This is a genomic window from Streptomyces sp. NBC_01723 (assembly GCF_036246005.1).
Taxonomy (GTDB): Bacteria; Actinomycetota; Actinomycetes; order Streptomycetales; family Streptomycetaceae; genus Streptomyces.
The window spans coordinates 633,099-658,409 of the sequence record NZ_CP109171.1 but is presented as its reverse complement, the minus strand read 5'-3'; the positions used below and the strand labels follow the sequence as shown (position 1 = coordinate 658,409).

At 73.4% G+C, this 25,311-nt stretch carries 25 protein-coding genes; 10 read left to right on the top strand and 15 right to left on the bottom strand.

Going from position 1 to position 25,311, the window contains the following annotated elements; all coding sequences use genetic code 11:
* Positions 1 to 38 precede the first annotated feature (38 nt).
* Complete coding sequence (locus OIE75_RS03060) at positions 39 to 671, top strand: GNAT family N-acetyltransferase (RefSeq protein ID WP_329473922.1); 633 nt, start codon at positions 39 to 41, stop codon at positions 669 to 671.
* Positions 672 to 695: 24 nt separating this feature from the next.
* Here the strand turns inward: OIE75_RS03060 and OIE75_RS03055 are convergent, their stop codons facing one another.
* From OIE75_RS03055 to OIE75_RS03045, 3 genes are read right to left on the bottom strand one after another with little or no spacing between them, the layout of a single operon-like run.
* Positions 696 to 1,421: a metallophosphoesterase family protein gene (locus OIE75_RS03055; RefSeq protein WP_329469394.1), complete on the bottom strand. Its 726-nt coding sequence runs from the start codon at positions 1,419 to 1,421 to the stop codon at positions 696 to 698.
* On the bottom strand, positions 1,418 to 1,717 hold the full coding sequence (locus OIE75_RS03050) for a BON domain-containing protein (RefSeq protein ID WP_307009407.1): 300 nt from the start codon (positions 1,715 to 1,717) through the stop codon (positions 1,418 to 1,420). Before OIE75_RS03050 ends, OIE75_RS03055 begins: the two co-directional genes overlap by 4 nt.
* Entirely contained in the window at positions 1,714 to 2,436 is a 723-nt protein-coding gene (locus OIE75_RS03045) for a nucleotidyltransferase family protein (protein ID WP_307009405.1), read from the bottom strand. Before OIE75_RS03045 ends, OIE75_RS03050 begins: the two co-directional genes overlap by 4 nt.
* A 142-nt stretch (positions 2,437 to 2,578) precedes the next feature.
* Between OIE75_RS03045 and OIE75_RS03040 the strand changes: the two genes are divergently transcribed.
* Positions 2,579 to 2,890, top strand: coding sequence for a hypothetical protein (locus tag OIE75_RS03040; protein WP_307009403.1), 312 nt, complete (start codon positions 2,579 to 2,581; stop codon positions 2,888 to 2,890).
* 27 nt (positions 2,891 to 2,917) lie between these two features.
* On the opposite strand, the gene OIE75_RS03035 is transcribed toward OIE75_RS03040, so the two are convergent.
* The gene (locus OIE75_RS03035) at positions 2,918 to 4,099 is read right to left on the bottom strand and encodes a PP2C family protein-serine/threonine phosphatase (RefSeq protein WP_329469392.1); all 1,182 of its coding nucleotides are present in this window, start codon (positions 4,097 to 4,099) and stop codon (positions 2,918 to 2,920) included.
* Positions 4,100 to 4,306: 207 nt separating this feature from the next.
* On the opposite strand from OIE75_RS03035, the gene OIE75_RS03030 reads away from it, so the two are divergent.
* The gene (locus OIE75_RS03030) at positions 4,307 to 4,924 is read left to right on the top strand and encodes a hypothetical protein (protein WP_307009401.1); all 618 of its coding nucleotides are present in this window, start codon (positions 4,307 to 4,309) and stop codon (positions 4,922 to 4,924) included.
* 60 nt (positions 4,925 to 4,984) lie between these two features.
* On the opposite strand, the gene OIE75_RS03025 is transcribed toward OIE75_RS03030, so the two are convergent.
* A complete protein-coding gene (locus OIE75_RS03025) occupies positions 4,985 to 5,347 on the bottom strand; it encodes a peptidase M23 (RefSeq protein WP_329469390.1) in 363 nt (120 codons plus the stop codon).
* A gap of 108 nt (positions 5,348 to 5,455) precedes the next feature.
* The gene (gene ctaD, locus OIE75_RS03020; RefSeq protein ID WP_329469388.1) at positions 5,456 to 7,144 is read right to left on the bottom strand and encodes an aa3-type cytochrome oxidase subunit I; all 1,689 of its coding nucleotides are present in this window, start codon (positions 7,142 to 7,144) and stop codon (positions 5,456 to 5,458) included.
* 1,048 nt (positions 7,145 to 8,192) lie between these two features.
* Here ctaD and OIE75_RS03015 point away from each other — a divergent pair.
* Positions 8,193 to 9,500, top strand: a complete 1,308-nt coding sequence (locus tag OIE75_RS03015; protein ID WP_329469386.1) for a cation:proton antiporter — start codon at positions 8,193 to 8,195, stop codon at positions 9,498 to 9,500.
* 193 nt (positions 9,501 to 9,693) lie between these two features.
* Positions 9,694 to 10,131, top strand: coding sequence for a hypothetical protein (locus tag OIE75_RS03010; protein ID WP_307009394.1), 438 nt, complete (start codon positions 9,694 to 9,696; stop codon positions 10,129 to 10,131).
* Positions 10,132 to 10,219: 88 nt separating this feature from the next.
* Here OIE75_RS03010 and OIE75_RS03005 read toward each other — a convergent pair whose 3' ends face one another.
* The gene (locus OIE75_RS03005) at positions 10,220 to 11,380 is read right to left on the bottom strand and encodes a S1 family peptidase (protein ID WP_329469385.1); all 1,161 of its coding nucleotides are present in this window, start codon (positions 11,378 to 11,380) and stop codon (positions 10,220 to 10,222) included.
* A gap of 202 nt (positions 11,381 to 11,582) precedes the next feature.
* Positions 11,583 to 12,035, bottom strand: a complete 453-nt coding sequence (locus OIE75_RS03000; RefSeq protein ID WP_125491595.1) for a hypothetical protein — start codon at positions 12,033 to 12,035, stop codon at positions 11,583 to 11,585.
* Between the two features lie 210 nt (positions 12,036 to 12,245).
* Between OIE75_RS03000 and OIE75_RS02995 the strand changes: the two genes are divergently transcribed.
* The 4 genes from OIE75_RS02995 to OIE75_RS02980 are packed head-to-tail and all read left to right on the top strand — an operon-like array spanning position 12,246 to position 15,811.
* Positions 12,246 to 12,752, top strand: coding sequence for an SRPBCC family protein (locus OIE75_RS02995; RefSeq protein WP_307009391.1), 507 nt, complete (start codon positions 12,246 to 12,248; stop codon positions 12,750 to 12,752).
* Positions 12,745 to 14,364: a phytoene desaturase family protein gene (locus OIE75_RS02990; protein WP_329469382.1), complete on the top strand. Its 1,620-nt coding sequence runs from the start codon at positions 12,745 to 12,747 to the stop codon at positions 14,362 to 14,364. The genes OIE75_RS02995 and OIE75_RS02990 overlap by 8 nt, the downstream gene beginning before the upstream one ends.
* A gap of 34 nt (positions 14,365 to 14,398) precedes the next feature.
* Entirely contained in the window at positions 14,399 to 15,280 is an 882-nt protein-coding gene (locus OIE75_RS02985; RefSeq protein WP_329469381.1) for an SDR family oxidoreductase, read from the top strand.
* 42 nt (positions 15,281 to 15,322) lie between these two features.
* Entirely contained in the window at positions 15,323 to 15,811 is a 489-nt protein-coding gene (locus OIE75_RS02980; protein ID WP_329469380.1) for an MSMEG_6728 family protein, read from the top strand.
* Positions 15,812 to 15,827: 16 nt separating this feature from the next.
* On the opposite strand, the gene OIE75_RS02975 is transcribed toward OIE75_RS02980, so the two are convergent.
* A complete protein-coding gene (locus OIE75_RS02975; RefSeq protein ID WP_329469378.1) occupies positions 15,828 to 16,574 on the bottom strand; it encodes a hypothetical protein in 747 nt (248 codons plus the stop codon).
* 213 nt (positions 16,575 to 16,787) lie between these two features.
* Between OIE75_RS02975 and OIE75_RS02970 the strand changes: the two genes are divergently transcribed.
* On the top strand, positions 16,788 to 17,753 hold the full coding sequence (locus OIE75_RS02970; RefSeq protein ID WP_329469377.1) for a DMT family transporter: 966 nt from the start codon (positions 16,788 to 16,790) through the stop codon (positions 17,751 to 17,753).
* A 49-nt stretch (positions 17,754 to 17,802) separates the two neighbouring features.
* Here the strand turns inward: OIE75_RS02970 and OIE75_RS02965 are convergent, their stop codons facing one another.
* The 6 genes from OIE75_RS02965 to OIE75_RS02940 form a co-directional block, all read right to left on the bottom strand.
* Complete coding sequence (locus OIE75_RS02965; protein ID WP_329469374.1) at positions 17,803 to 19,149, bottom strand: lipase family protein; 1,347 nt, start codon at positions 19,147 to 19,149, stop codon at positions 17,803 to 17,805.
* A gap of 224 nt (positions 19,150 to 19,373) precedes the next feature.
* A complete protein-coding gene (locus tag OIE75_RS02960) occupies positions 19,374 to 21,443 on the bottom strand; it encodes an iron ABC transporter permease (protein ID WP_307009380.1) in 2,070 nt (689 codons plus the stop codon).
* A gap of 7 nt (positions 21,444 to 21,450) precedes the next feature.
* Complete coding sequence (locus OIE75_RS02955) at positions 21,451 to 22,434, bottom strand: iron-siderophore ABC transporter substrate-binding protein (RefSeq protein WP_329469372.1); 984 nt, start codon at positions 22,432 to 22,434, stop codon at positions 21,451 to 21,453.
* A complete protein-coding gene (locus OIE75_RS02950) occupies positions 22,431 to 23,291 on the bottom strand; it encodes an ABC transporter ATP-binding protein (protein ID WP_329469371.1) in 861 nt (286 codons plus the stop codon). Before OIE75_RS02950 ends, OIE75_RS02955 begins: the two co-directional genes overlap by 4 nt.
* Positions 23,292 to 23,393: 102 nt before the next feature.
* Positions 23,394 to 23,957: an MSMEG_1061 family FMN-dependent PPOX-type flavoprotein gene (locus tag OIE75_RS02945; RefSeq protein ID WP_373462925.1), complete on the bottom strand. Its 564-nt coding sequence runs from the start codon at positions 23,955 to 23,957 to the stop codon at positions 23,394 to 23,396.
* 101 nt (positions 23,958 to 24,058) lie between these two features.
* Positions 24,059 to 25,237, bottom strand: a complete 1,179-nt coding sequence (locus OIE75_RS02940) for a spore photoproduct lyase family protein (protein ID WP_329469369.1) — start codon at positions 25,235 to 25,237, stop codon at positions 24,059 to 24,061.
* Positions 25,238 to 25,311 lie beyond the last annotated feature (74 nt).

The window sequence follows — 25,311 nt, the reverse complement described above, 5'->3', positions numbered from 1 at the left end:
TACTTGTGGGAGCGCTCCCAAGGAGGGAGGATGGCGTGGTGATCCGGACTGCCGCCGTACGTCCCTACCGTCCCGCCGACGCCGCCGCGCTCGACGACATCTGCGTCCGCACCGCGCACAACGGCCGCGACAGCCGGCCCGAGTACGCCGACCCCTCCGTACTGCCCGCCGTCTTCGCCGCCCCGTACGTCCATCTGGACCCCGGCCTGGCCTTCGTGCTGGACGACGGGGAGGGACGGGCGGTCGGTTACATCCTCGGTACGGCGGACACACCGCGCTTCGCCGAGGAGTTCCGCTCCACGTGGCTGCCGCGGGTCGCGGACCGCTATCCGGCGCCGCAGGGGCCGCCCGAGGGCCCGGACGCGGTCATGGCCGGGCTGCTGCACGATCCCGAGCGGATGATCGTCCCCGAACTGGCCGCCTACCCGGCCCATCTCCACATCGACCTGCTGCCCGAATGGCAGGGGCGCGGGTACGGCCGGGCGCTGATGCGGGAGTTCTGGCGGGCGCTGCGGGAGCGCGGCGTACCGGCCGTCCACCTGGTCATGGCCGCCGCCAACACCCAGGCCAGGGCCTTCTACGACCGGATGGGCTTCCAGGAGATCGAGGTGGCGGGCATGGATCCCGCGGACGTCACCTGCCTGGGACGGACGACGGAGGACGACGCCTGACCGACGCCCGATCCGGTCGGCGCGTCAGGCCGCGTTCAGCTGGTAGACGTTGAAGGCGCGGCGGATCACCGGCTGGGCGACGTTGCGCACCCGTACCCCGCCCGCCGTCATGCCGTGCTCCGTGCCCAGATGGGCGTGGCCGTGGACGGCGAGGTCCGCGCCGGCCGTGTCGATCGCCTCGGCGAGCAGGTAGCTGCCGAGGAACGGGTAGATCTCCAGCGGTTCACCGGCGAGCGTGTCGGCGACGGGGGAGAAGTGGGTGAGCGCGATCCGCACGGCGCAGTCCCGGCCGGCCAGTTCCTCCAGGGCGGAGCGCAGACTGTCCGCCGAGCGCCGGGTGGTGCGGACGAACTCCTTCATCAGCGGCTCGCCGAACTCACCGGCGCTGCGGCCCACGAAGCCCCCGCAGAACCCCTTGGCCCCGGCGATGCCGACCCGGCTCCCGGCGCACTCCACGACCACGCCCTCACCCTCCAGCACGGTCACGCCGGCGTCCCGCAGGAGCGCGGCGACCTTGTCGGGCCGCTCGTCGTGGTGGTCGTGGTTGCCGAGGACGGCCACCACCGGCACCGGCAGGTCGCGCACCTCCTCGGCGACCACCCGCGCCTCCTCCGGCGTGCCGTGCCGGGTGAGGTCACCGGCGAGCAGCAGCAGGTCGGCGCAGTCGGGCAGGGTCTCGAAGGCGGGCCGCAGCAGTCCCTGGCTGTCGGGCCCCATGTGGATGTCCCCGACGGCGGCGACGCGGATCATCGCAGCTCCTCGGCGTGGTCGGGGCCGGCGGTCTCCACCACCACGACGTCCGCGTGCACGGTGAGCCCGGCCAGTTCCTGGTGGGCGATCCGCAGCAGCGTCTCGCGGCACCGCTCGGACGGCACCGTGCCGGTGATCGCGACGGCGCCGGCCCGGATCTCGGCGCGTACGCCCAGCTCGCCCAGTTCCTCCGCGGCGAGCCGGTCGTGCAGGTGGGCGATGCGGTACTCGATGTTCTCGCCCGCCGGGGATCCGGTGGGCGACGCCGGCCGCCCGTGGGACGTGGGCTCGCTCATGACTGCTCCTCCTGCGCGGGGGCGGGCGGTGCGCCGACCGGGTGGCCGGCCGGGGGGATGATCTCCAGCCGTTCCAGGATGAAGAAGAACGCGGCCGGCATCGGGGCGTCCGCGCAGTCGCGGCGCAGCCCCGCCCAGTCGATCTTCTCGCGCAGTGTGCGGGCGATCGGCAGCACCGCACCGAAGTCGCAGTGGTGCTCCGAGAAGGCCGCCAGCAGGCCGCGCAGCAGGTCGGTGGGGGACAGGACCGGCATCAGCACCGAGTCCACGGAGAGGTCCTGCGCCCGGTCCAGCAGCTCCGTCGTGACCGGCTCGTGCGCCAGCTCGAAGATCAGGTCGACCTGCTGGCCCAGACAGCTCGCCTTCAGCAGCCAGTCCTCGGGCGGCGTGTACACCACCAGGCCGGCCGCCCGCAGCGTCGCGGCGACGGCGTCCGCGTCGTCGGGCCGGATGCAGAAGTCCACGTCGTGCTGGAGGTTCTGGGTGCCGCCGTGCGCGTACACGGCGACACTGCCGGCCAGCGCGAACGGGTGCTCCGCCTTCTTCAGGGTCGAACCCACCTGCTTGGCCGCCTGGAGGATCGCCTGGTTGCGGTCGACCGGCAGATCCTCGTGGCCCGGCTCGCTCGGAGGGACCAGCCCGGGGTCCCCCGTTGCCGGACGGAGCTCGGAAACGCCGGCGCGCTGTTCGAAAGCGTTCTCGTCGGCGGGCTGCCTCATCAGTTGTCCCCTTCCGGGCGGTCACCGTCGTCGGACCGGAACGGACCGGCCCTCCCCTGCAAACGCGGGTACCCGGCGCGCCCCCTGCGACACTGCGGCGCTCCCCGAGGTGGGGTCGGGGGATCGCGGGCACTCGGACGGCATGAACGACAAGCGGATGCGACAGCGGACCGCCTCCGAGGACCGCCGGACCGTGGAACGGCTGGTGGCGGCGTGGCTGGCGGAGACCGAACGGCACGACGCCGGCGCGGCCGACGAGGCCCGCACCGGATGGGAAAGGGGCGTCCTCTCCGAAGCGGCCGCCCAGGACCTGGCCACCTGGGTGACCGCCCGGATCACCGACACCGGATTCACCGAGGACGAGGGCCCCTACGTCGCGGGTCCCGTCCGGATCACGCCGTCGGACAAGGACACCGTGCACGCCTGGCTGCGCGCACGGGGACACCGCGTGTGACGCGACGACCGGCCCGTCCGCGCGTCGTCAGCCGGACGGGGGCCGCCACTCGAACATGAGCAGCGTCGCGTCGTCCCGCAGCCGGTCCTCCTGCATGGCCAGGATCGAGTGGATCAGCCGGCGCAGCGACTCCGGCGCCAGTTCGCCGCCGGCCGTGGCCCGGATGACGTAGTCGGCGAACCGCTCCAGGCCGAGGAGTGTCGCCTCCGGGGTCCGCGCCTCCACGACACCGTCGGTGTACATCAGCACCCGGTCCCCGGGCTCCAGCGAGATCTCGTGGGTCCGGCGCGGCCGTGCGGTGAGCTGCGCCGGGAGGCCCATCGGCGGATCGGCCTCGCGCTCCATGGCGTCGATGACCAACCGCTGGTCGCGGATGAGGATGGGCGCGGGGTGGCCGCAATTGGCCCAGCGCAGCACCCCGGTGTCCAGGTCGAGCTGGCAGACGACCGCCGTGCAGAACTGGTCCGGCAGCCAGGCGGACAGCGCCTCGTCCACGGCCGTCACCAGCTCGGGCAGCTCGGCGCCCGTGCGCCGGGCGTTGCGGCAGGCGGCCAGGGCGACCGCGCTGGTGAGCCCGGAGGCCAGGTCGTGCCCCATGGCGTCCATGACGGCCACGTGCAGGGTCGTCTCGGTGAGCGAGTGGTCGAAGGCGTCGCCGCCGATCTCGTACGCGGGCTCCAGGACGGCCGTCGAGACGACCTGCGCGTTGCCGATGGTGCGCGGCGGCAGGAAGGCGCGGAGCATCTCGGCGGGCAACTGCATCCGCTCGGTGCGGGTGCTGCGGACGTAGGAGTCCTCGTAGGCCCGCTTCGAGGTGATCATCATGGCGGTCAGCGAGGCGAGCGCCCGGCCCCGCGTGAGCGTCGACGAGGTGAGCGCGGTGTCGTTCACGGCCAGCACGCCGAGCCGCTCCGCGCCGTCCAGCAGCGGGAACCAGGCGGTGACGCCGTCCGCCCCCGACTCCTCCACGCGCAGCGCCTGTGTGCGGTACGACCATCCGGCCAGCGACCCGTCGACGGGGAGGGCCGAGGCCATGCCGGTCTGCGGGACGAGGTGCCGCTGCTGGAGGTCGACGAGGTAGACCACGGTGTGCCGCAGTCCGAGGGCGTGGGAGCAGCGGGCCACCGCGGTGGGCAGGTCCAGGGTGAGGTGGGCCGGATCGGCGAGGAACCCCTGGAGCGTGGCGTCGCCCGGCTCCGGCGTGGACACCTCTGCTCCTCTCGTCGGCGGTCCCGCGGCGGCGGGGACGTTGCGCAGCAGTCTGGCACCGCGTGCCCGGCCCCGCCCGTCGGGCGGACGGGGGAACGGGCCGACACGGACGGCCCACTCGTGCAACCCATCGGGGCCGCGCCGAGTCGTACTGGACAAGCGGTACCGAGACCGACACACACGCAGATGATCCGACATGGGGGAAACATGCACGTCCGTGCCCGAGGGACCCGCGCCGTGGCGACCGCGCTGGCGGCCGGCGCCGCATTCGCCGTGACCGCCGTCCCGGCGAACGCCGCACCACCGCGATCCGCCTCGCCCGCCTTCCTGGAGCCGGCCGAACTGCCGCCGCACCCCTCCTCCGACTGGTACGCCGGACCCGTCACCGCCGGGCAGCCCGACCCGCTGCCCATGTGCGTCGGCGACGCGCTGCCGTCCACCGCCTCCCACCGCCGGTACTGGACGGAGTACGACACCGGTGCCCTCCAGGTCACGGTCGTCGAGCGCAGCGCGCGGCACGCCGTGAAGCTCGCCGCGCTGCTGCGCGAGGACCTGGCCGACTGTGCGCGCGAGGTGATGGAGCGGTATCCCGACATCACCGCCACGCAGAAGTACTACGGCCGCCTCGACGTGGAGGAGGGCGCCCACGTCTACGGCGTCCACACGGTCGCCGAGTGGGGCGCCTCCGACATCGGCCTGTTCTCGGTCGGCCGGGACGGCAGGACCGTGACCGTCGTGCAGTGGGGCCAGATGGGTACCTTCGCGCACGCGCAGGTGGCCGACTTCAGGGCCACCACCGTCACGGCCGTCGACAAGCTGAACTGAACGCACGAGGTTGCGGGCCGGTGCTCCGGCCCGCCCCCCCGTGGTGTGCCCCGGCGCCGGTCAGCAGTCCGGAACGCCCGCGATCTTCTCGCCGCCCCTCAGATACAGGTTGTTGACCCAGGCGATGTCGCTGCCCGAGAACTCCTGCACGGCGGTCCACCAGCTGTTGCCGCCCACCGCCGGGTCGTTCACGTACTCGCCCCGCTTCTGGCAGACCGCGTCCAGCCAGTAGGCCGAGCGGACCGCGAGCACGTTGGAGTTCCTGGTGGGGTGCTGGCGCAGGTTGACGCCTGTCGCCCAGATGTAGACGTCGGTGAGGCTCGGGTCACCGCCGCTCGGCGCCGCCGGGGCGGCCTGGGCCGTGCCGGCGAGCCCGCCCACGGCGAACGCGGCCGCCGCCAGCGCCGTGACGGAGTGACGCATCAGTCGCTGCATGTGTGATGTCCCCCTGTGCCGATCTGCGGCCGGGCGGCACCCGGCCCGCACGCGGCACTCTAGGGACGATCGGGGCCCGGGGGTCCCTGACAAGTGTCAGGGCCCGGTGTGCTCCGCCTCCTCGAGCGCGACGAGTTCGGGGTGGTGGAGGTCGAAGGCCGGCGACTCGGAGCGTACGCGCGGCAGCGCGTGAAAGTTGTGGCGGGGCGGGGGACAGGACGTGGCCCACTCCAGGGAACGCCCGTAGCCCCACGGGTCGTCGACCTCGACCGGACGTCCGTACTTCGCGGTCTTCCACACGTTGTACAGGAACGGCAGCGTCGACAGCCCGAGCAGGAAGGCGCCGACGGAGGAGACCGTGTTGAGCGCCGTGAAGCCGTCCGCGGCCAGGTAGTCCGCGTACCGGCGGGGCATGCCCTCCACGCCGAGCCAGTGCTGCACCAGGAACGTGGTGTGGAAACCGGCGAACAGCGTCCAGAAGTGCACCTTCTCCAGGCGGTGGTCGAGCATGCGGCCGGTCATCTTCGGCCACCAGAAGCTGAATCCGCCGAACATCGCGAACACGATCGTGCCGAACAGCACGTAGTGGAAGTGCGCGACGACGAAGTACGAGTCGGTGACGTGCCAGTCCAGCGGCGGCGAGCCGAGGATCACCCCGGTCAGCCCGCCGAAGAGGAACGTCACCAGGAAGCCGGCCGCCCACAGCATCGGCGGCTCGAAGGACAGCGAACCCCGCCACATCGTGCCGATCCAGTTGAAGAACTTCACCCCGGTGGGGACGGCGATGAGATACGTGAGGAACGAGAAGAACGGCAGCAGAACGGCACCGGTGGCGAACATGTGATGCGCCCACACGGTGGCCGAGAGCCCCGCGATGGTGATGGTGGCGCCCACCAGCCCCGTGTAGCCGAAGATCGGCTTACGGGCGAAGACCGGGATGATCTCGGTGACCACTCCGAAGAACGGCAGCGCGAGGATGTACACCTCGGGGTGGCCGAAGAACCAGAACAGGTGCTGCCACAGGAGCGCCCCGCCGTTCTCGGCGTCGAACACATGGGCGCCGAAGTGCCGGTCGGCCTCCAGCACCAGCAGCGCGGCCGCCAGCACGGGGAAGGCCAGCAGCACCAGGACCGAGGTCAGCAGCACGTTCCAGACGAAGATCGGCATGCGGAAGATGGTCAGGCCGGGAGCGCGCATGCAGATGATCGTGGTGATGAAGTTGACCGCGCCCAGAATGGTGCCGAACCCGGACAGGGCCAGCCCCATGATCCACAGGTCGCCGCCGAGGTAGGGGGCGCGCAGCGGGCCGCTGAGCGGCGTGTAGGCGGTCCAGCCGAAGTCCGCCGCGCCCTGCGGCGTGAGGAAACCGCCCAGCACGATCAGACCGCCGAAGAGGAACAGCCAGTACGCCAGCATGTTCAGCCGCGGGAACGCCACGTCCGGCGCGCCGATCTGCAACGGCATGACGGCGTTCGTGAACCCCGCGAAGGTCGGGGTGGCGAACAGCAGCAGCATGATGGTGCCGTGCATCGTGAAGGCCTGGTTGTACTGCTCGTGGGAGAGCACCTGCATGCCCGGCCGGGCCAACTCGGCCCGCAGCAGCATCGCCAGCGCCCCGGCGATCAGGAAGAACGCGAACGACGTGACGAGGTACAGATGACCGATCCGCTTGTGGTCGGTCGTGGTGATCCAGGAGACGAGCACCCGCCCCCTGCCGTGGCGTTCCGCCGCAGGGACCGCGGCGGTCGGTCGGGTCGGTTCGGCGGGTTCGGTCTCTGTCACCATCCGACCAGGGCAACCGAGCCCCGGCCGCCCGCGTCGATGCCACGTCACGCAACCACCGAGGTACGGCCGGTTGGCTGATCGTTTGTAGCCGTCCGGGTGGGCAGGCGCCCCGGGCGGCCGAAGCGGCCGTCACCCGAATGGCCCCCGCACGCTACTGGTCACGGCCGAACCGGTGTCTCCTTGAGGGTGTCAGCGGCGTCCAGGCTGGGAGGCCGAACATGTACGAAATGTGCGTGGGCCCGGAGAAGGCGGGCGGAGCGTTGGTGTGGCACGTGTTGGCCAAACAGGCCGCGGCCACGCTGTGCGGACAGCAGCTCCGCGAACGTATTGAGGCATCCGACGGTGAACGGGCACGTCACTGCCCGGACTGCATGGCTTCCTTCGAGAAGTTGATGGCAACCACACCGTGCTGACGGACCGTCCGCGAGCCGTCCGCCCCGTCGCTCCACGCGGCGGGGCGGACGGCTTTCCCGTGCCCGGAGCCGGAGGGCGACGATCACCCGGTCGGGCCAGTGTGTCGACGGGGTCCGGGGGAATTCGCCGAGCATGCCCCGGGGTGCGACGTCCTCCCGCGTCCGGGGCGGTGGGACGCGCCGCGGCCGGGATCCCCGAGTCGGCCGCGGCGCACCCTCCTCCCACCGCGCGCGGGCGCCCGCCGCATCGGCCGCGGATGGGTGTCGGCCACCGGAACATTTGGGTGTCGTCCCCGATGGCGGCGCCACCCCCCGGCGTGTGACCGTGGACCGACGCCGCGCCCCGGGGGCCTTTTCGGGGGCCGGGGGACGTTGCAGGGAAGCCTCATTCAGCCCGTGCGCGGGCGTTGCCGCGTGGTCCGTTCCGGGTGTGCGTTCGCACCCCGAGTAGCCGGGGCGGCCGGTGCCCCGTTCGGTTCCGGGAGCGGTGTCACGGCACCGGCGCCGGTCGACGGCGTCCGTCCGTCCGCCCGGCGACGTACCACAGACGACGCACCACAGATGAAGGAGAACCCGCATCCATCCCCGTCAAGTGAAGCCCTCCCCACTCTCCGCACGGCGGAAGGCGGTGACCCGTGGGACACGCTGACACCCTGCTCGCCATGGGCGGCGCCTTCCTCGCCGCCGCGTTCCTCGCCCGCCTCGGCGGCAGGATCGGACTTCCGACGATTCCCCTCTTCATGCTCGCCGGCATCCTGCTCGGCCCGCACACCCCCGGCTTCGTCCTGGTCGAGGACGCGCACGACTTCGAGATGCTCTCGGCGCTCGGACTGGTGCTGCTGCTGTTCTACCTGGGCCTGGAGTTCCACCTCGACGACCTCAGGACGGGCGGCAGGCGGCTGCTCGCCGCGGGCGGCATCTACCTGCTCCTCAACGTCGGTGCCGGGCTCGGCTTCGGGTTCGTCCTCGGCTGGGGGCTGCGTGAGGCACTGGTGCTCGCCGGGGTGCTCGGCATCTCCTCCTCCGCGATCGTCACCAAGATCCTCATCGACCTCGGCCGGATCGGCCGCCCCGAGACGCGTCTGATCCTGGGCGTCATCGTGGTGGAGGACATCTTCCTCGCGCTGTACCTGGCCGCCCTGCAACCGATCATCTCGGGAGCCCAGGGCTTCGCGGAGATCGCCCTTCAGGCCGGCAAGGCCTTCGGCTTCCTGCTGGTGCTGGCCGCCGCGGCACGGTACGGCACCCGGCTCGTGGGCCGCCTGATCGAGACGCGGGACAACGAACTCCTCGTCATCAGCTTCCTCGGCGCGGCCGTGCTGGTCGCCGGCGTCTCCGAGGTCCTCGGCGTGGCCGACGCCATCGGCGCCTTCATGGTCGGCCTGATCCTGGCGGGCACCCCTTCCGGCCCCCGGATACGCGAGTTGGTGCACCCGCTCCGTGACGCCTTCGCGGCCATCTTCTTCTTCGCGTTCGGTCTCGCCATCGACCCCGGTGACATCGCCTCCGTCGCCGGTCCGGTCGCCGCGGCCGCCGTCCTGACCGTCGTCATGAACATCGCCGCCGGACTCTGCGTCGCCCGGCTGTACGACTACGGCGCGCAGCCCGCCGCGGAGATCGCCACCACCCTGGTCGCCCGCGGGGAGTTCGCGCTGATCCTCGCCGCGATGGCCGCGGGCGCCGGACTCGACGAGCGGCTCGCCCCCTTCATCGCCGGGTACGTCCTCGTGCTCGCCGTCCTCGGTCCCATCGTGGCGGCGCGGGCGCACCTGCTCGCCGGTGCCCTGCGGACGGCCGCCGGGCTGCTGCCCGGGACCAGGTCACCGGCCGTGGTGCCGGGCGAGGGGAAGGGCGGGGACGGGCCGTCGGAGTCCGTGGCGCTGTCCGCGGGGGCCTCGTCGTCGTCCTCGTCCGCCTCGGAGCGCGCGGAGGCCGAACGCTAGGCCGGGCCCGGGGCCGAGAGGAGACACGCGGGATCCGGCCCACGGGGCGGGAGATGCAGGGCGATCCGGCCGCCGCCGCGCACACCGGTTGCCCACCCGCCCGGCACCCTTCGCTGCGGTGGGACAATCTGCCCACAGGGCCGGTGTCCGACGCCGTGGTCGGAGCCGTCCGGGACCGGAAGGAGCCGTCAGCATGATCGAGTGGGTGCCCCTGGCCAGCGGTGCGAGACCCGTTCCCCGGCCGGTCGCCGCTCCCCTGGTGTGGGCGGGAGCCTTCGGCGGCGCCCTCACCCTGGTGGCACTCCTCAACGGCACGGTGGGTTCGGGCCGTCCCGGACTCGCCCTCCTCGTGCTCTCCCTGCTGGCGGCGCTGCTCGGGCTCTGCGCCCGCTTCACCGCCGCTCCCGGGACGGCCGTGCTGTGCTGGCTCTCCCTCAACGGTTTCGCGATCCCGCCGGCCGGCGTCCTGACGTGGACCGGCCGGCGGGACGCGCTGTGGCTCGCCTGCCTGCTCGGCGCCGCCCTCGTCGGCACGGCGCTGGCCCGCGTGGCGCACGCGCGGGCCGCCTACCGACGGCTCGGCGCGGCGACGGGGCCCGAGTCGCCGGAGCCGGGCCCCGGCGGCTTCTGACCCTTCCGACCGCCGCCCCGCGCCGGGACGGTGGTCCGGGAAGGACCGCGCCGGACACCCGGCGCGGCCCTCCCCACCTGTTACGGGGTCAGGCCGTGTGCAGCGTCAGCCCGTAGCGGTTCAGGATCTCGTTGACGGGCTGGAACCAGGTCTCGCCGCCGCTGGAGCAGTTGCCCCAGCCGCCCGAGGTGACGCCCTGCGCCTGGTCGCCGCTGATGAAGGAACCGCCGGAGTCGCCGCCCTCGGCGCACACGCTGGTCTTGGTCATCTGGTGCACCGCGCCCTGGCTGTAGTTGACCGTCTCGTTCTTGGCGAGCACGGTGCCGCAGTGCCAGTGGGTGGTGGAGCCGGAGCGGCAGATCGAGGCGCCCACGGGTGCCTCGTTGGAGCCGCGCACCAGCTGGTCGGAGACGGTGCCCCAGCCGAGCACGACCGGCACGGTCCACCAGCCGCTGCCCACGCTGACCCAGGCGTAGTCGTTGCCGGGGAACGACGAGCCCTGGAACGTGCCGATGTACGACCGGTCCCAGCCGCTCACCCCCGCGCCCGTCCCGCCGCAGTGCCCGGCGGTGACGAACCCGCCGTGCACGGAGAAGCCGATGGAGCAGCGGACGTTGCCCGTGTAGTACGGGTCGCCGCCGACGGTGCCCGCCGCGAAGGTCTGCGGGGCCGAGGCCACCGTCCGCACCGTGACCGGGCCGGCCTCGCGGGCCTGCTTCACGAAGCGCTGGACATCGTTGTCGGCCTGCTCGGTCCGGACCACGTCGACGACCACGGTGTTCGCCGCCGTGTCGACACGCCAACTGCTCACTCCGGCGGGCGCGTCGAGGCGGTCGACACGTGCCTTGGTCGCGTCGAGCGCCTTGGCACTGTGCTCGACGGTGCGCACCTGCGCGCCGGTGGCGCGGACCGCCGCCGCCGTGGACGGCGCCGCGTCCGAGGTGACGGCGACGGTCAGCCGTCCGGAGGCGGCGTCGAACCACGAGCCGCCGAAGGCCTTTCCGGCGGCCCGGCGTGCCTCGGGCGCGAGGTCGCCGGCCCGGCGTTCGGCCGCGAGCCGGTCCTCGGCCTCGGCCCGGGTGAGACCGAAGTCCCGCTGCATGGCGTCCAGGAGACCGGCGGAGGCCGGCTGCTCGGTGGAGGGGGAGGGGGCGTCGGCCGCCGAGGCCGGCAGGGTGCCGACCGCGGTGAGGCTGCCGAGTACGAGGAGGCCGGCCAGGCCGAGGTGCCTGAGTCTGCTGCGTCTCACGGGAGTTGCCCTTCGTCGTTCCAGCAAGGTGGGGGTGGAACAACCACGTACTGAGAGCGCTCTCATCGGGTTGCTCCGAGCTTAGCCAGCCAGCCTTATCAGGTCCATGCCAATGCAGGGCCTTTCCGTGGGACCGGCGCCGGACGGCGCCGCGCCGGCCACCCCGGGCGGGGTGGCCGGCACGGTGCGGGCGGCGTGTCGGTCAGTACCAGGCGGTCTGCGCCCAGACGTGGCCGTCGCAGGTCAGCAGGGCGCGGGAGACGCGGCCGTTCAGGTTGTTGCCGATCTTCGAGTAGGCGTAGTCGATGCCCGGATCGACGGTCTCCGAGACCCAGCCGTCGGCACGCCCGGCGCCCGAGTTGGAGCGTTCCAGCACGGCGGCGCAGTTGGCCCGGGAGTTCTCGATCCGGGCGAACGAACCGCAGCGGGAGGAGTAGAAGTACTTCAGCGCCATGCCCTCCGCGTACCGGGTGGCGCCGACCTGCCGGAACGTCCCCGCGCAGCTGGACACGGTCGGATACTGCCCCTCCATGCCGTAGGCGCCGTAGTTCCCGCCCGAGTACGGTGCGGCCTGGGCCGGTACGGCGGACAGCGCCAGCGCGACGGCGGCGCCCCCCGCGGCCAGCAGAGTGGTGAGCGATGATCGGCGGCTCATGAGCCCTCGTTTCCTGTGTCGGCGATGACTGTGTCGGCGGTGAGCCGGACCGGCGACCACCCCCGTCAGCGACGTTAGGCGGGCCTCGCGGTGCCCGGTACCTGAGAGATGTCAGGGCGGTGGGGATCCTTCCGCCCTGGTTGGCCGCGCGCGGACGGGGCACTCAGTGCTGCGTCGTGCGGTGACGGCGACCGGAACCAGGAGGCACGCGTGGCGGTTCGGCATCGGTTGGTCCAGGCGACCCCGCAGGTGGTGTGGGACGTCCTGGCCGACGGCGACCTGTACGTGCAATGGGTGGTCGGGCCCTCCGACTCCACCCCCGAGGCGGGACACTGGCCGCAGGTCGGGGCGACCATCGCCTACGAGGTGCGGTTGGGACCGCTGCGGCTGAACAACGAGTCCGTCGTCCGGCACAAGGTCGACGGGTCCCTGCTGGAGATCGAGGCCAAGGCCGGCCGGCTCGGCACCGCCCGGATCTCCGTCGAGCTGCGGGCCTGGGGTGAGGAGTGCCTGGTGATCGTGGACGAGCACCCGTTGCGCGGTCCCGGAGGGCTGCTGCACAACGCGGCCGTCGAGGCGCTGATCCAGGTGCGGCACCGCGCGATGCTGGCCCGGCTGGCCGGGCTGTGCGAGTCCCGGGCCGGGGAGCGGCGCCGCCCCGATCCGCCGGACACGGCCGGGTCCGTGGAGTACCGACCGGGAGACGGCCGTGCCTGACGCCGTCGTGATCGGTGCCGGCCCCAACGGACTCGTCGCGGCCAACCTGCTGGCGGACGCCGGCTGGAGCGTACGGGTCCTGGAGGAGCAGCCAGAGCCGGGCGGCGCGGTGCGTCACGACTCCGGGGTCGCCCCGGGCTTCGTCAGCGACCTGTTCAGCTCCTTCTACCCGCTCGCCGCAGCCTCCCCGGTGCTCGCCGCGATGCGGCTGGAGGACCACGGACTGCGCTGGGCCCACGCCCCCCACGTACTGGCCCACCCGCTGAGCGACGGCACGTGCGCCGTCCTCGACCGTGACGTCGCCGTCACCGCCGGCTCCCTCGACACCTTCGCGGCCGGAGACGGTGCCGCCTGGGAGCGTCTGTACGGCGTGTGGGACCGCTACCGGGCCGACATCCTGGACGCCCTGTTCACCCCCTTCCCGCCGGTCCGCGCCGCCGCCCGGCTGGCCCTGCGGCTGCGGGGCGCGGGCGGGCTCAGGCTGGCCCGCATCCTGGTGCTGCCGGTGCGCCGCATGGGCGCGGAGGAGTTCCGGGGCGAGGGCGGCAGACTGCTCCTGGCCGGCAACGCCCTGCACGCCGACCTCGCGCCCGAGGCCGCAGGCAGCGGCGGCTTCGGCTGGCTGATGTCGATGCTCGGGCAGACCTACGGGTTCCCCGTGCCGGTCGGCGGCGCCGGAGCGCTCACCGCGGCCCTGGTCCACCGGCTGCGCTCCCGCGGCGCCACGGTGAGCTGCGGGCACCGGGTCGAGCACGTCGTGGTCCGCGACCGGCGCGCGGTCGGCGTCCGCACGGCTGGCGGGGAGCTGATCCCCGCGCGCCGCGCCGTCCTGGCGGACGTCTCCGTGTCCGCCCTGTACGGCGGTCTGGTCGCCCCCGAGGACCTCCCCGAACAGGTCCTCGCCGACCTGCGGCGCTTCGAGTGGGACTTCGCCACCTTCAAGGTGGACTGGGCGCTGGACGGGCCGGTGCCCTGGCGGTGCGCGCAGGCGGCGGGGGCCGGGACCGTGCACCTGGCCGACGGTCTCGACGAACTGACCCGGTTCGCCGCCCAGATCGCCATGGGCCGCGTCCCCGACCGCCCCTTCTCCCTGTTCGGCCAGATGACGACGTCCGACCCGACCCGCTCACCCCGCGGCACCGAGTCCGCCTGGGCCTACACCCACGTCCCCCACGAGGTCCGGGGCGACGCGGGCGACGCGGGTATCACCGGGAGCTGGGACGCCGGAGAGCGGGAGCTGATGGCCGACCGGGTCGAGCGCCAGGTGGAACGCTTCGCACCCGGGTTCCGTGCCCTGATCCGGGCCCGTCGCGTGCTGGCCCCGCCGACGCTCCAGGCCCTGGACGCCAACCTGACGGGCGGCGCCATCAACGGCGGCACCGCCGCCATGCACCAGCAACTGGTCTTCCGGCCCGTGCCCGGCACCGGGCGGCCGGAGACCCCCGTGGCCGGGCTCTACCTCGCCTCCGCCGCCGCCCATCCCGGCGGCGGAGTGCACGGCGCACCCGGTGCCAACGCCGCCCGCGCCGCACTGCGCCGGCACCGTTTCGCGGGCCTCACCCGGGCGCAACGGGCCCTGGCCCGCCGCGACCGGGCCGGCGACAGACGGTGACCGTCCGCGCAGCCCCCGAGGAAAGGCCCGACCGGTGACAGACAGCCCCCTGCAGAACCGCACCGTCGTGGTGACGGGCGCCGCCCGAGGACTCGGCGCCGCCCTGGCCCGCGCCTGCGCCCGGCGCGGCGCCCGGCTCGCCCTGCTCGGCCGGGAGAAGTCCCGCCTGCAAGCCCTCGCGGCCGACCTGCCCACCCCGGCGCTCGCCGTCGAGGCCGACGTCACCGACCCCGCCGCACTGGCGGAGGCGGCCGCTGCGGTACGCCGGGGCCTGGGACCGCCCTCGGTCGTGGTGGCCAACGCGGGCATCGCGGAGGGCGGGCCGTTCGTCACGTCGGACCCGGCGCTGTGGCGCCGCGTCGTCGACGTCAACCTCACCGGCAGCGCCCACACGGCCCGGGCCTTCCTGCCGGACCTGCTGCGCACCGCCGGCTACCACCTCCAGATCGCCTCGCTGGCCTCGCTCGGCGCCGCCCCCATGATGAGCGCCTACTGCGCCTCCAAGGCGGGCGTCGAGGCCTTCAACCACTCGCTGCGCGCCGAGGTGGCCCACCACGGCGTCGCCGTGGGCATCGCCTACCTCAACTGGATCGACACCGACATGATCCGCGACGCCGACCGGTACCCGGTCCTGCGCGAGCTGCGCGGGCACATGCCGCCGCCGGCCCGCCGCACCTTCCCGGCGGACGACGTCGCCGCCCGGCTGGTCCGCGCCATGGAGCGCCGCCGTACCGCCGTCTACGTCCCCGGCTGGCTGCGCCTGGCCCAACTGGGACGCATCACGCTGCCGCCCGTGGTCCTGCGGCTCTCCCGCCACGAGCTGCCGCGGCTGGAGGCCGACGGATCGATGCGCGCCACCGGCCCGCTCGGCGCGGGCGGACTGGCCGACCGGGACGGGCCCGAGCCGGGTGCGTAGGCCACCGGGCCCGGGCACCGGTTCCGCTGCTGAGAGGACGGCATGCAGACGTTTCTCCCCCTCCCCGGGTTCCGGGAGTCGGCGCTCACGCTGGACCGCCGCCGGCTGGGCAAGCAGCGGGTCGAGGCGCTCCAGGTGCTGCGCGGCCTGACCGTGCCCGGCTACGGCTGGCGCCGGCACCCGGCGGTGCGCATGTGGGCCGGCTACGAGGAGGCACTGGTGCGGTACGGCCTCGAGGTCTGCCGGGTCTGGCGCGACCAGGGCCACCAGGACAGCTGCGCCGCCTCGCTCGTCGCCGGCCTGGCCGCCCGCCGCCGTCACGAGCCCGTACGGGACCAGACCGCCCTGGGCCGCGCGGGGGAGCTGCCGCCGTGGCTCGGTGACGAGGCCTTCCACCGCAGCCACAGGTCCGCGCTGCTGCGCAAGGACCCCGAAGCCTACGGCGGGCTGTTTCCCGGCGTACCGGACGACCTTCCCTATGTGTGGCCGGCCTCGGACCGGTCGGGAGAGGAGCCGGCGAGCGGCACGTAGAAGGTCATGGGCGGCGTCAGGAGCTCCGCGCGCCGAGCCCCTTCAGGTCCACCGTCTCGCCGGCCGGCGGCTGTTCGGGGTCCACCGGCTCGCCGTAGTCGCTGAAGGTGACGCTGCCCGGGTTCTCGCCGCCCTCCGTGGTGGTCCTGAGGATGTAGGGCTCGCCCTCCGTGGCCACGTACATCGCGAGCGTCTCGCCGCCGTCGCCCTCCTTGGTGAGCTTGAGCGCCTCCTTGCCGTCCACCTCGGAGGTCTCCCCGCGCTTCATGCCCTGGCGCTGGGACTTGTCCTGGTCCATCGCCGCGACGAAGCCCTGCTTGTCGCAGACCCCGGCGGTCGTGGCGTCGTTGCCCGGCATCCGCACCCACTTGTCCGACAGCCTGGGCACCATCTCCCGCGCCTCGTCGGGCTGTTGCTTCAGGGCGTTCTCCCAGTACCGGCGGTCGCCGCGCAGGTACAGGGTCGAGCCGGTGTAGCGGACCTCGGCCTCGGTGTCGCCGGCGCCGATGGTGCCCTGGCAGTTCTTCGCCCGGTCGACCGAGACGTCGATGGTGACCGTGGAGCCGCCCTCCTGGCGGGTGTCCCCCTTCACGTGCATGGACTTCGCCTCCCGGGTGGCCTCGACGGCCTTCGCCGCGACCGAGTCGGCGCTCTGCCCGTCGAAGGGCTTGCTCCCCCCGTCACCGGAGCCGCCGCAACCGGCCAGGAGTGCGAGGGAGGCGCTCGCGGTCGCCACGGCGGTTGTCACATTGCGGGTGCGCACTGGCAGTTCCTTCCCGTGTCTGTTCGAAACCGTCAAGTCACGTGCCCTACCGGCCTGTTGGTGCCGGACGTTCCGAATACCCCGATTCCCGCGCCCCGCACCCGGTGAGGGACCGGTGACACCCGTGTGACCGCCACGGTCGCCGATTGGTCCCCCATACGGCCCCGGAAGTGGACCCCGTGCGAGACCGGCCGGCTTCCTAACGTCGGTGCCATGAACGCCACCACCGCACGCGGCTCCCTGCTCGCCGCCCTCGCCTGCGTCCTCGTCGGAGGATCCTTCACCGCCAACAGCCTCCTCGGCGACTACCCCTACGCCGGGGGACAGTTCCTGCGCTACGGGCTGGCCTTCCTGCTGCTCGTCCCCCTCGCCGGGCCCGGCGCCACGGCCCGGCTGCGCGCGCTGGGCCCCGGCCCGTGGCTGCGCCTGGCCCTGCTGGCCGCCGTCGGCATGGTCGGCTTCAACCTGGCCGTCCTCGCGGCGGAACGCACCGCGGAACCGGCCGTCCCCGGGGTCTTCGTGGGCTGCGCGCCGGTCGTGGTCGCCGTCCTCGTGCCCCTCCTCGACGGGCGCCGGCCGCAACGGGTCGTGCTCTACGGGGCGTCGCTGGTGGCCGCGGGCGCCTTCACGGTCCAGGGCTGGGGGCGCACCGACGGCGCGGGCATCGCGTTCTCCGTGTGCGCGCTGCTGGGCGAGGTCGGCTTCGCGGTCCTGGCCGTGCCCGTCCTGCGGCCGCTGGGCCCGCGGCTGCTGTCCACCACGGTGTGCGGCATCGCGGCGCTGCAGTCGGCGGTGGCGGGCGTCCTGGCCGACGGCGCCGGCTGGTTGCGGCCGCCGGACGCGGTGGAGGCGGGCGCGCTGCTGTGGCAGGCGGCGGTGGTCACCGTCGTCGGCTTCGTCTGCTGGTACATGGGCATGCAGCGGATCGGGGCGGAGCGCGCCACCCTGTTCTCCGGCCTGATCCCGGTCGCCGCGGCCTGCACCGCGCCCCTGGTCGGCACCGGTTCCTACGGCGCCGCGCAGGCCGTGGGCAGCGCCCTGGTCTGCGCGGGGGTCGCCGTGGGATCGGGCGTGTCGCTCTCCTTCGCCCGCCGGGGCGGTCCCTCGTCCGCCCGCCCGGGTGAGGCCCGGACGGCGCGGCAGAGGTCCTTCGAGTCCCGCTTGGCGGAGAAGCTGTAGAAGCCCTCGGCGCCGGAGAGGCTGCCCGCCCGCGGGTGGGCCCGGTGGCTCAGGGCTGCAGGGGCATGCTGCCGCAGTTGGAGCGCGCCGGCTCCCCGGAGAGCCGGTCGGTCAGCCAGGAGATGGCGCTGCCCTGGTCGGTGAGGAGCGGGGCGAAGTGGTTGAGCAGGCCGCTTCCGACGCCCGGCAGCAGGACGGGGGCGTAGGTGACCGTGGCGCCCTTGCGGCACCAGTCGACGGCGAGTTGACGGGACTGGCCGTGCGGGACCAGGTCGTCGCTGACGCCGGTCGCCACGCGGACCGGGCTGCCGGGCTTGAGCGAGCCTATGCGCTGCTCGGCGAGGAAGTCCCGCAGTACGGGCTCGGCGCGGATGACGTCGCTGATGGACTGACCGGTCGTCGTCCAGTCCTCGCTGCTCGCGCCGCCGTACTTGAAGAGGGCGTCGCCGACGCACATGGTCGACAGGTCCTTGAGCGCCTCCCGGCCCTCGGCGTTGATGTACCGGTCGGCGATGGGACGCAGGGCGGGCTCCGTCTGCAGGAAGCCGTTGAGCGACCAGCCCAGCGCGCCGGCCAGGTCGCCGCCGTCGATCGCCTCGGTCACCTCGGTCAGGTCCGCGGGCGGCGCGCCCGCGTAGGTGCCCGCCAGCGGCACGTCCGGGGCGTAGCCCGGCTGGAGTTCGGCCGCGGCCGCCGTGGCGCCGCCGCCCTGGCTGTACCCGAACAGGCCGACCCGGGAGTCGGCGGTGACCGAGGCCGAGTCGAGCGAGCGCGCGGCGCGTACGGCGTCCAGTACGGCGTGGGCTCCGTCGACGCGGTTGACGTAGGTGTGCAGCCGGTCGGTGGTGCCCAGGCCGACGTAGTCGGTGACGACGACGGCGACGCCGCGCAGCAGCAGCCGGTAGACCGACAGGTTCTCGTATCCCACGGAGACCGTTCCGTCGCCGAGGCGCAGCGGGTTCTCCAGGGCCATGGAGGCGGCGCACTGGTCGCCCTGTCCCATGGTGCCGGGGGCGACGGCGACCAGGGGCCGCGGTCCGTCGCCGCGCCACTTCGCGGCGGGTTCGATGTAGGCGCCGGTGACGGCGACCGCCTCGCCGTTCGCGTCGGTGGACTTGTACATCAGGCGGGTCGCCCGCCCCGGGAGGGGGCCGTCGAGGCCGGGCAGGCTCAGGGCGAGCGGCAGGTGCTCACTGCGGATCAGGGTGCCGTCGGCGGCCGGGAGTCCGGCCGGCGGCGTGTAGAAGGGGGGTATCTCCACGCCCCGGGACACTTCCGAGGCGGGTCCGGTGGCCGTGTCGCCGGCGGTGCCTGCCGCGGCGGCGGGCACCGCCTGGGCGCCGAGGGCGAGCGCGGCGGTGATCGCCGCGGCGAGCATGCGGGGACGTGCGGGCATGGCGAACCTCCTGGGGAAGGGCCGGAACCGGTCGTCCGCGGTCCGTTGGGGGAGGACCGTGGCCGCGCTGCTCCTGTGGGGTGACGGGACCGTACCCGGACAGGAGTTACCGGCGGTAGCACCATGCTCATTACGGTTCAGTAACTTGACGCCGCGTCTAACAAGCCGCGCCCGGCAAGGTGCCGGTCCGGCGGGATCCGTGCCCCGCCGGACCAGGCCGCCCGCTACCGGCGGCCGCGCACCAGCAGGTACAGGAAGTACGGCGTCCCGATCACGGCCGTCATGAGTCCCGCGCCGAGCTGGGCCGGGGCGATCACCGTGCGGCCGATCAGGTCGGCCGCGCAGACCAGGACGGCGCCCAGGAGGATCGAGACCGGCACGACCCGGACGTGCCGCCGGCCCACCAGGGCCCGTGCCGCGTGCGGGGCGACCAGCCCGACGAACCCGATGGTGCCCGCACAGGCCACGGCGCTCGAACTGAGTACGACGCTCACCACCAGGAACCCGAGCCGCCCCGGCGCCAGCCGCAGGCCCAGCAGTCGCGGCGTGTCCTCGTCCAGCGAGATCAGGTCGAGCTCGGTGCGCCGCGCGACCGCCACGCCGATGCCGACGGCCAGCGCCAGCGCGACCGGCACGACGTCCGGCATGGTCCGCCCGTAGGTCGAACCCGACAGCCAGGTCAGGGCCTTGTTCGCGTTGAACGGGTCGGTGAGCACGATCAGCAGGCTGATCAGGGCCGCCGTCCCGGAGGCCACGCCGATGCCGACGAGGACCAGCCGGTTCTGCCGGTAGCCGCCCCGGGCGGCCAGCCCGAAGACGAGGACCGCGGTGACGGCGGACCCGGCGAACGCGGCGGCGGCGACGCCCCACGTCCCGGCGGCCGGCACGGTGGTCACCAGGATCACCGCGCCCAGCGCGCCACCGCCGGTGACACCGAGGACGTTCGGCTCCGCGAGCGGGTTGCGCGTCACGGCCTGCACGAGCGTGCCGGCCAGGGCGAGCGCCGCACCCGCGCCGAGCGCCGCGAGCACCCGGGGCACCCGGGTGTCCAGCACGAAGGAGACGGTCCGGCCGGCCCTGCCCTGCGCCCAGTTGACGACGTCACCGAGGAGCAGCTTGCTGTCGCCGATCAGTACCGAGGCGATGACGAGGCCCACCGACACGGCCACCAGGACGGCGACCGTGGCCAGGAACACCGCCCGGCTCGGGATGCGCAGCCGGTCCGGGGCGCCGGCCCCGGCGGTGTCCCGCAGCCGCATCGCCATGACGACGAGGAACACGGCCCCGACGAGGCTGGTGACCACGCCCGTGGGCACGCCCACCGCGCGGTTCTCCGGCACCAGGGTGCGCAGCAGCACGTCCGAACCGAGCACCAGGGCCGCGCCGGTGAGCCCGGCCGCCGGCATCGACGTACGGGAGCGGGCGAAGCCGCGGAAGCGGCGGGCCAGCGGGCGGACCAGGGCGGGTGCGCACAGGCCGACGAAGCCGATCGGCCCGGCGAGCGTGACGGCCGCCGCGGACAGCAGCGCCGCCAGTACGACGACGGTGGCCCGGGTCGCCCGGACCGGCACGCCGACCCCGCGTGCCGCGTCGTCGCCGAGCGCCAGCGCGTCCACCCGACGGGCCGTCAGCATCAGGCCCACCAGCCCGGCCAGCGCGATCGGCAGCATCTGGAGGACGCCGTCGAAGCCGTTCTGGGAGATGCTGCCCTGGTTCCACGCGTAGAGGCCCTCGGTCTGCTCGGGGAAGAGCAGGAGCAGTCCCTCGGTCATGGAGTGCAGGCCCAGCATGAGCGCGGTACCGGCCAGCACCAGACGGACGGTGCCGGTGCCGAGGCCGGAGAGTCCGAGCACGACGGCCGCCGCCGCCAGCCCGCCCACGAAGGCGACGCCGGAGGAGGCGATCATCGGCAGCGAGACGCCGGTGGCGCCGGCCACCCCGAGGGCCAGGTACGCGCCCGCGTTCACGGCCAGGGTGTCGGGGGAGGCCAGCACGTTGCGGCTGACCGACTGGAGCACGGCGCCGGCCATCCCGAGGACGACGCCGACCAGCAGGCCGGCGGCCATCCGGGGCAGCCGCGAGGCGACGACGACCGACGCGTCGTCCGGGTCGGCCTGTCCGGTGAGGGCCTTGAAGACCTCGGACGGTCCGACGGCGGCGGTGCCCTGGGTGATGTCGACGACGGCGAGGACGGCGACCAGCAGGACGATCCCGGCCGTCACCGCGGCCGCGCCCGACCGGTACGTGGGGACCGTCGACGCACGGGTCGCGGGTTCGGTTGCGGTGACGGCCATGGCCTCGCTACTTCGTCAGCGCGCCGACGACGGCGTCGACGTACGCCTCCATCGACCCGGGACCACCGAACATCCAGATGCCGTCGTCCAGCCGGTGCACGTCGCCGGACTTCACGAACGGCAGGGACTTCCACACCGAGTTCTTGGCCAGCTCACCGGTGAACGGGGTGGCGGACGGGTCGTCCTCGTTGCCGATGTAGGCGAACTGCGTGTCCTCGGGCAGCTTGGTGAGGCCCTCGACGTCGGTGGCGCCGAGACCGTAGGCGGGGTCGCCCTTCACCGTCCAGGCGTTCTTCAGACCGATCGCCTCGTTGACCTCACCGATGAGGGAGGTCGCGGTGTAGGGGCGGATCGAGACCTGGTTGGAGGCGACGTAGCCGTCCGCGAAGGCGTAGTCCTTGCCGGCGAACCCTGCGTCGGCCAGGGCCTTCTTGCCCTCGGCGACCTTGGCCTCGAAGCCGGTGCGCAGCGTCTTCGCCTGCTCCGTCCTGCCGGTGGCCTTCGCGATGAGGTCGACGTTCTCCAGCATCTGGTCGATCTGGCCGGTGCCGTCGGCGGAGGTGACCTCGATGACCGGGGCGACCTCGCGCAGCTGCTTCACGGCGGCCGGGGTGAGGTCCGTGGTGGCCACGATGAGGTCGGGGGCGAGGGAGGCGACGGTGTCCATGCTCGGCTCGCCGCGGGTGCCGATGTCCTTGGGCTCGTTCTTCAGCGGCACGGCGCTGTCCCAGGTCTTGTAGCCCTTGACGTCCGCGACGCCGACCGGGTCCACGCCCAGGGAGACCAGGCTCTCGACGACGTTCCACTCGGTGGCGACGACCTTGGTGGCCGGGCCGTCGAGCTTCACCTCGGTGCCCTTGCCGTCCTTGAGCGTGATGGCCTCGGAGGCCTTCTTCTCGGACGTGTCGGCGGCGGGTTCGGTGGTGCCGCAGGCGGCGAGGGTGAGCGCCGCGGCGGTGGTGGCGGCCGCGGTGAGCAGGAGGCGTCTCATGAGGTGGTGCCGAGCCTTTCGGTTCGTATGTGGTGGCGGCCGATCGGGCGGGTGCGCAGCCGGCCGGTGAGGGGGTCGGTGTCGACGTCGATCCGGATGCCGTAGACGGCACTCAGCCGTTCCGGCGTCAGTACGTCCTCGGGCGGGCCGTCGGCGACGATCCGGCCCGCTTCGAGGAGCGTGATCCGGTCGGCGACGGCCGCCGCCTGGTCGAGGTCGTGCAGCACGACGCCGACGGCGATCCCGTGGACGTCGGCCAGATCGCGGATGAGGTCGAGTAGTTCGACCTGGTAGCGGAGGTCGAGATAGGTGGTGGGTTCGTCCAGCAGCAGCACGCCGGTCTCCTGTGCCAGGCAGCTCGCGAGCCACACCCGCTGCAACTGGCCGCCGGAGAGGTGGTCGGCGCCGCGGTCGGCGAAGCCGTCGACGCCGGTGAGCGCGAGCGCCCGGTCGATGGCGGCCGGGCCGTCCGGGTCGGGCCGCCCCCAGCGGCCCCGGTACGGATAGCGGCCGAACTCGACGACGTCCCGCACGGTCAGCCCGCCCGGTGTCGGACGGCCCTGCGTCAGCAGGGCGACGTAGCGCGAGAACTCCCGGGGCGTCAGCGCCAGGCCGTCGGTGTCGCCGTCGATGCCGATCGTCGCGCTCCGGGCCCGCTGCAGGCGGGCGACGGTGCGCAGCAGCGTCGACTTCCCGCTGCCGTTCGGGCCCACCAGAACGGTCACTTCGCCGGGCCGGAGGGTGACCTCCGCGTCGTGCACGACATCGACGCCGTCGTACGCGACGGTCACATTCGTCGCCGACAGCCGATGACCGCGCAGGCGCGGGGTGCCGGCCGTGTCTTCACCAGATCTCACGTGGCGAAGGTTAGCCTAACCTAATATCTGCTGGTAGAGGCGGGGCTCACACCGGCCGTCCCGGCTCCGGCCCCGTCCTGTGTCCCCGGTCGGGCGGCGCGCTCAACTCCCCTTCGGGGAAGGGGAGTTCCATAGTCCCGCCCGATTCAGGGACTGCGGGCAGTGCAGGTAGATCTCGTCGATCTCCAGGACCAGGGCGAGGTCCGGACGCCTGCCGTCGCGGGCCATCGCGTCGAAGAAGGGCGCGTCGGTGAGGAGGCGGGCCCGGCCGTTGATCCGCAGCACCTGCTTGCCGCCGGGGATCAGATAGAGCAGGCCGGCGTGCGGATTGCCGAGGATGTTGTGGAAGCTGTCCCCCCGCCGGTTGCCCGGCCGGTCCGGCAGGGCGATGGTGCCGGCGTCCAGGACCCGGGTGAAGCCCGGCGCGTCACCGCGCGGCGACACGTCGCAGTTGCCCCGCGGGTCGGAGGTGGCCAGCAGGCAGAACGGGGAGCGGGCCAGAATGTCCACGTCGTCGTCGGTGAGCCGCTCGTGCACCTTGTCGATGACGACGGGCCAGGGCTCGCCCAGCAGCTCGCGCAGCTCGGCGGGCGAGTCCAGTGCGACCCAGCCGTCCTCCTTGGCGGTGTCCGTCCGGTCTCCGGTCGCGTCGATCGTGTGTGGCAAGGCCGGCTCCCCCGGTGCGTGCTGACCGGAGGCGGGAGCTTCCGGCTGGGTGGTTGCACGTAGAACATTATCTGACGTTAGGTTCCCCTTACCCAACGCGGTCAGAAGGCGTACCGCACGCGCAGCCACGGTGCGTGGGCGGCGACCAGAGCGCGCAGCCGGGCGACCGCGTCGGCCTTGACCCCGGCGCGGTAGCGCACGTTGAGCGCGCCGTTCTCGGAGCGTTTCGCCTCCTGCAGCTCCGGCCGCCACAGCACCTCTTCGGCGCGCGGATGCCAGCCCTGGTTGACCCCGTGCAGCTCCCGGTTGTGCGTCAGCATGATCACCTCGGCGGCGGCCTGCCGCCTGACCCGCTCCGGCAGGACGTCGTCGAGGTGGCGCAGCAGCTCCGCCCAGGCCTCCTCCCAGCCCGGCCGCACCACCACGGGGGAGAGGTTGAAGTGCACCTCGTACCCGGCGTCCAGGAAGTCGGCCGCCGCGGCGATCCGCTCGGCGACCGGCGAGGTGCGCACGTCCAGCAGCCGTGAGTCGTCCGGCGGCATCAGGGAGAAGCGGATCCGGGTGCGGCCGCGCGGGTCGAGGGCGAGCAGGTCGGGGTTGACGAACTTGGTGGCGAAGGACGCCTTGGCCGTCGGCCACTGCCGGAACGCGTGCACCAGGTCCGCGGTGTTGTCGCAGATCAGGGCGTCCACCGAGCAGTCGCCGTTCTCGCCCACGTCGTACACCCACGCCTCGGCGTCGCACTGGTTCGGCTCCGGCTTCGGCCCCTGCCGGGCGATGTGCCGGCCGAGGTGGGCGATGATCCCGTCGATGTTGGTGAAGACGGTGACGGGGTTGGCGTACCCCTTGCGCCGGGGCACGTAGCAGTAGGCGCAGGCCATGGCGCAGCCGTTGGAGGCGCCGGGCGCGATCCAGTCCGCGGAGCGGCCGTTGGGGCGGGTGGCCAGGGTCTTGCGCTCACCCAGGACGAGGGTCTCGCCCTTGATCCGCACCCAGCGTTCGACGTTGCCCTCGTTGCCGTGCAGGCCCGGGATGCGCCAGTGGGAGTCCACCTCCACCACGCGCGCCTCGGGGAACCGGGCGAGCACCTGCCGGCCGCGCGGGGAGGCGGCCGCCGCCGGCTCGGCGTGGATCTCCCGGACCGGCAGCAGACGGCGGGCGGCGGCGGAGTCCCGGAAGCGCGGCCCGGTGGGCTCGGCGGCCGGCCCGCCCGGCGTCAGGGCGTCGAGCCCGAACAGGGTGCCGGAGCCGTCGTCCGGCGCGGGGGACGGATCGTGCATGGCGTGCTCCGGTGCGGGGTGCGGGACGGGCCGGACCGGTCCCCGGCACACCCGGGACCGTCCACGTCCGTCCA

Coding starts and splice junctions, on each gene's coding strand:
- OIE75_RS03055 (WP_329469394.1), bottom strand. CDS start 1,421: ATGATCCGCGTCGCCGCCGTCGGGGACATCCACATGGGGCCCGACAGC.
- OIE75_RS03050 (WP_307009407.1), bottom strand. CDS start 1,717: ATGAGCGAGCCCACGTCCCACGGGCGGCCGGCGTCGCCCACCGGATCC.
- OIE75_RS03045 (WP_307009405.1), bottom strand. CDS start 2,436: ATGAGGCAGCCCGCCGACGAGAACGCTTTCGAACAGCGCGCCGGCGTT.
- OIE75_RS03040 (WP_307009403.1), top strand. CDS start 2,579: ATGAACGACAAGCGGATGCGACAGCGGACCGCCTCCGAGGACCGCCGG.
- OIE75_RS03030 (WP_307009401.1), top strand. CDS start 4,307: ATGCACGTCCGTGCCCGAGGGACCCGCGCCGTGGCGACCGCGCTGGCG.
- OIE75_RS03025 (WP_329469390.1), bottom strand. CDS start 5,347: ATGCGTCACTCCGTCACGGCGCTGGCGGCGGCCGCGTTCGCCGTGGGC.
- ctaD (WP_329469388.1), bottom strand. CDS start 7,144: ATGGTGACAGAGACCGAACCCGCCGAACCGACCCGACCGACCGCCGCG.
- OIE75_RS03010 (WP_307009394.1), top strand. CDS start 9,694: ATGATCGAGTGGGTGCCCCTGGCCAGCGGTGCGAGACCCGTTCCCCGG.
- OIE75_RS03000 (WP_125491595.1), bottom strand. CDS start 12,035: ATGAGCCGCCGATCATCGCTCACCACTCTGCTGGCCGCGGGGGGCGCC.
- OIE75_RS02980 (WP_329469380.1), top strand. CDS start 15,323: ATGCAGACGTTTCTCCCCCTCCCCGGGTTCCGGGAGTCGGCGCTCACG.
- OIE75_RS02970 (WP_329469377.1), top strand. CDS start 16,788: ATGAACGCCACCACCGCACGCGGCTCCCTGCTCGCCGCCCTCGCCTGC.
- OIE75_RS02965 (WP_329469374.1), bottom strand. CDS start 19,149: ATGCCCGCACGTCCCCGCATGCTCGCCGCGGCGATCACCGCCGCGCTC.
- OIE75_RS02960 (WP_307009380.1), bottom strand. CDS start 21,443: ATGGCCGTCACCGCAACCGAACCCGCGACCCGTGCGTCGACGGTCCCC.
- OIE75_RS02955 (WP_329469372.1), bottom strand. CDS start 22,434: ATGAGACGCCTCCTGCTCACCGCGGCCGCCACCACCGCCGCGGCGCTC.
- OIE75_RS02940 (WP_329469369.1), bottom strand. CDS start 25,237: ATGCACGATCCGTCCCCCGCGCCGGACGACGGCTCCGGCACCCTGTTC.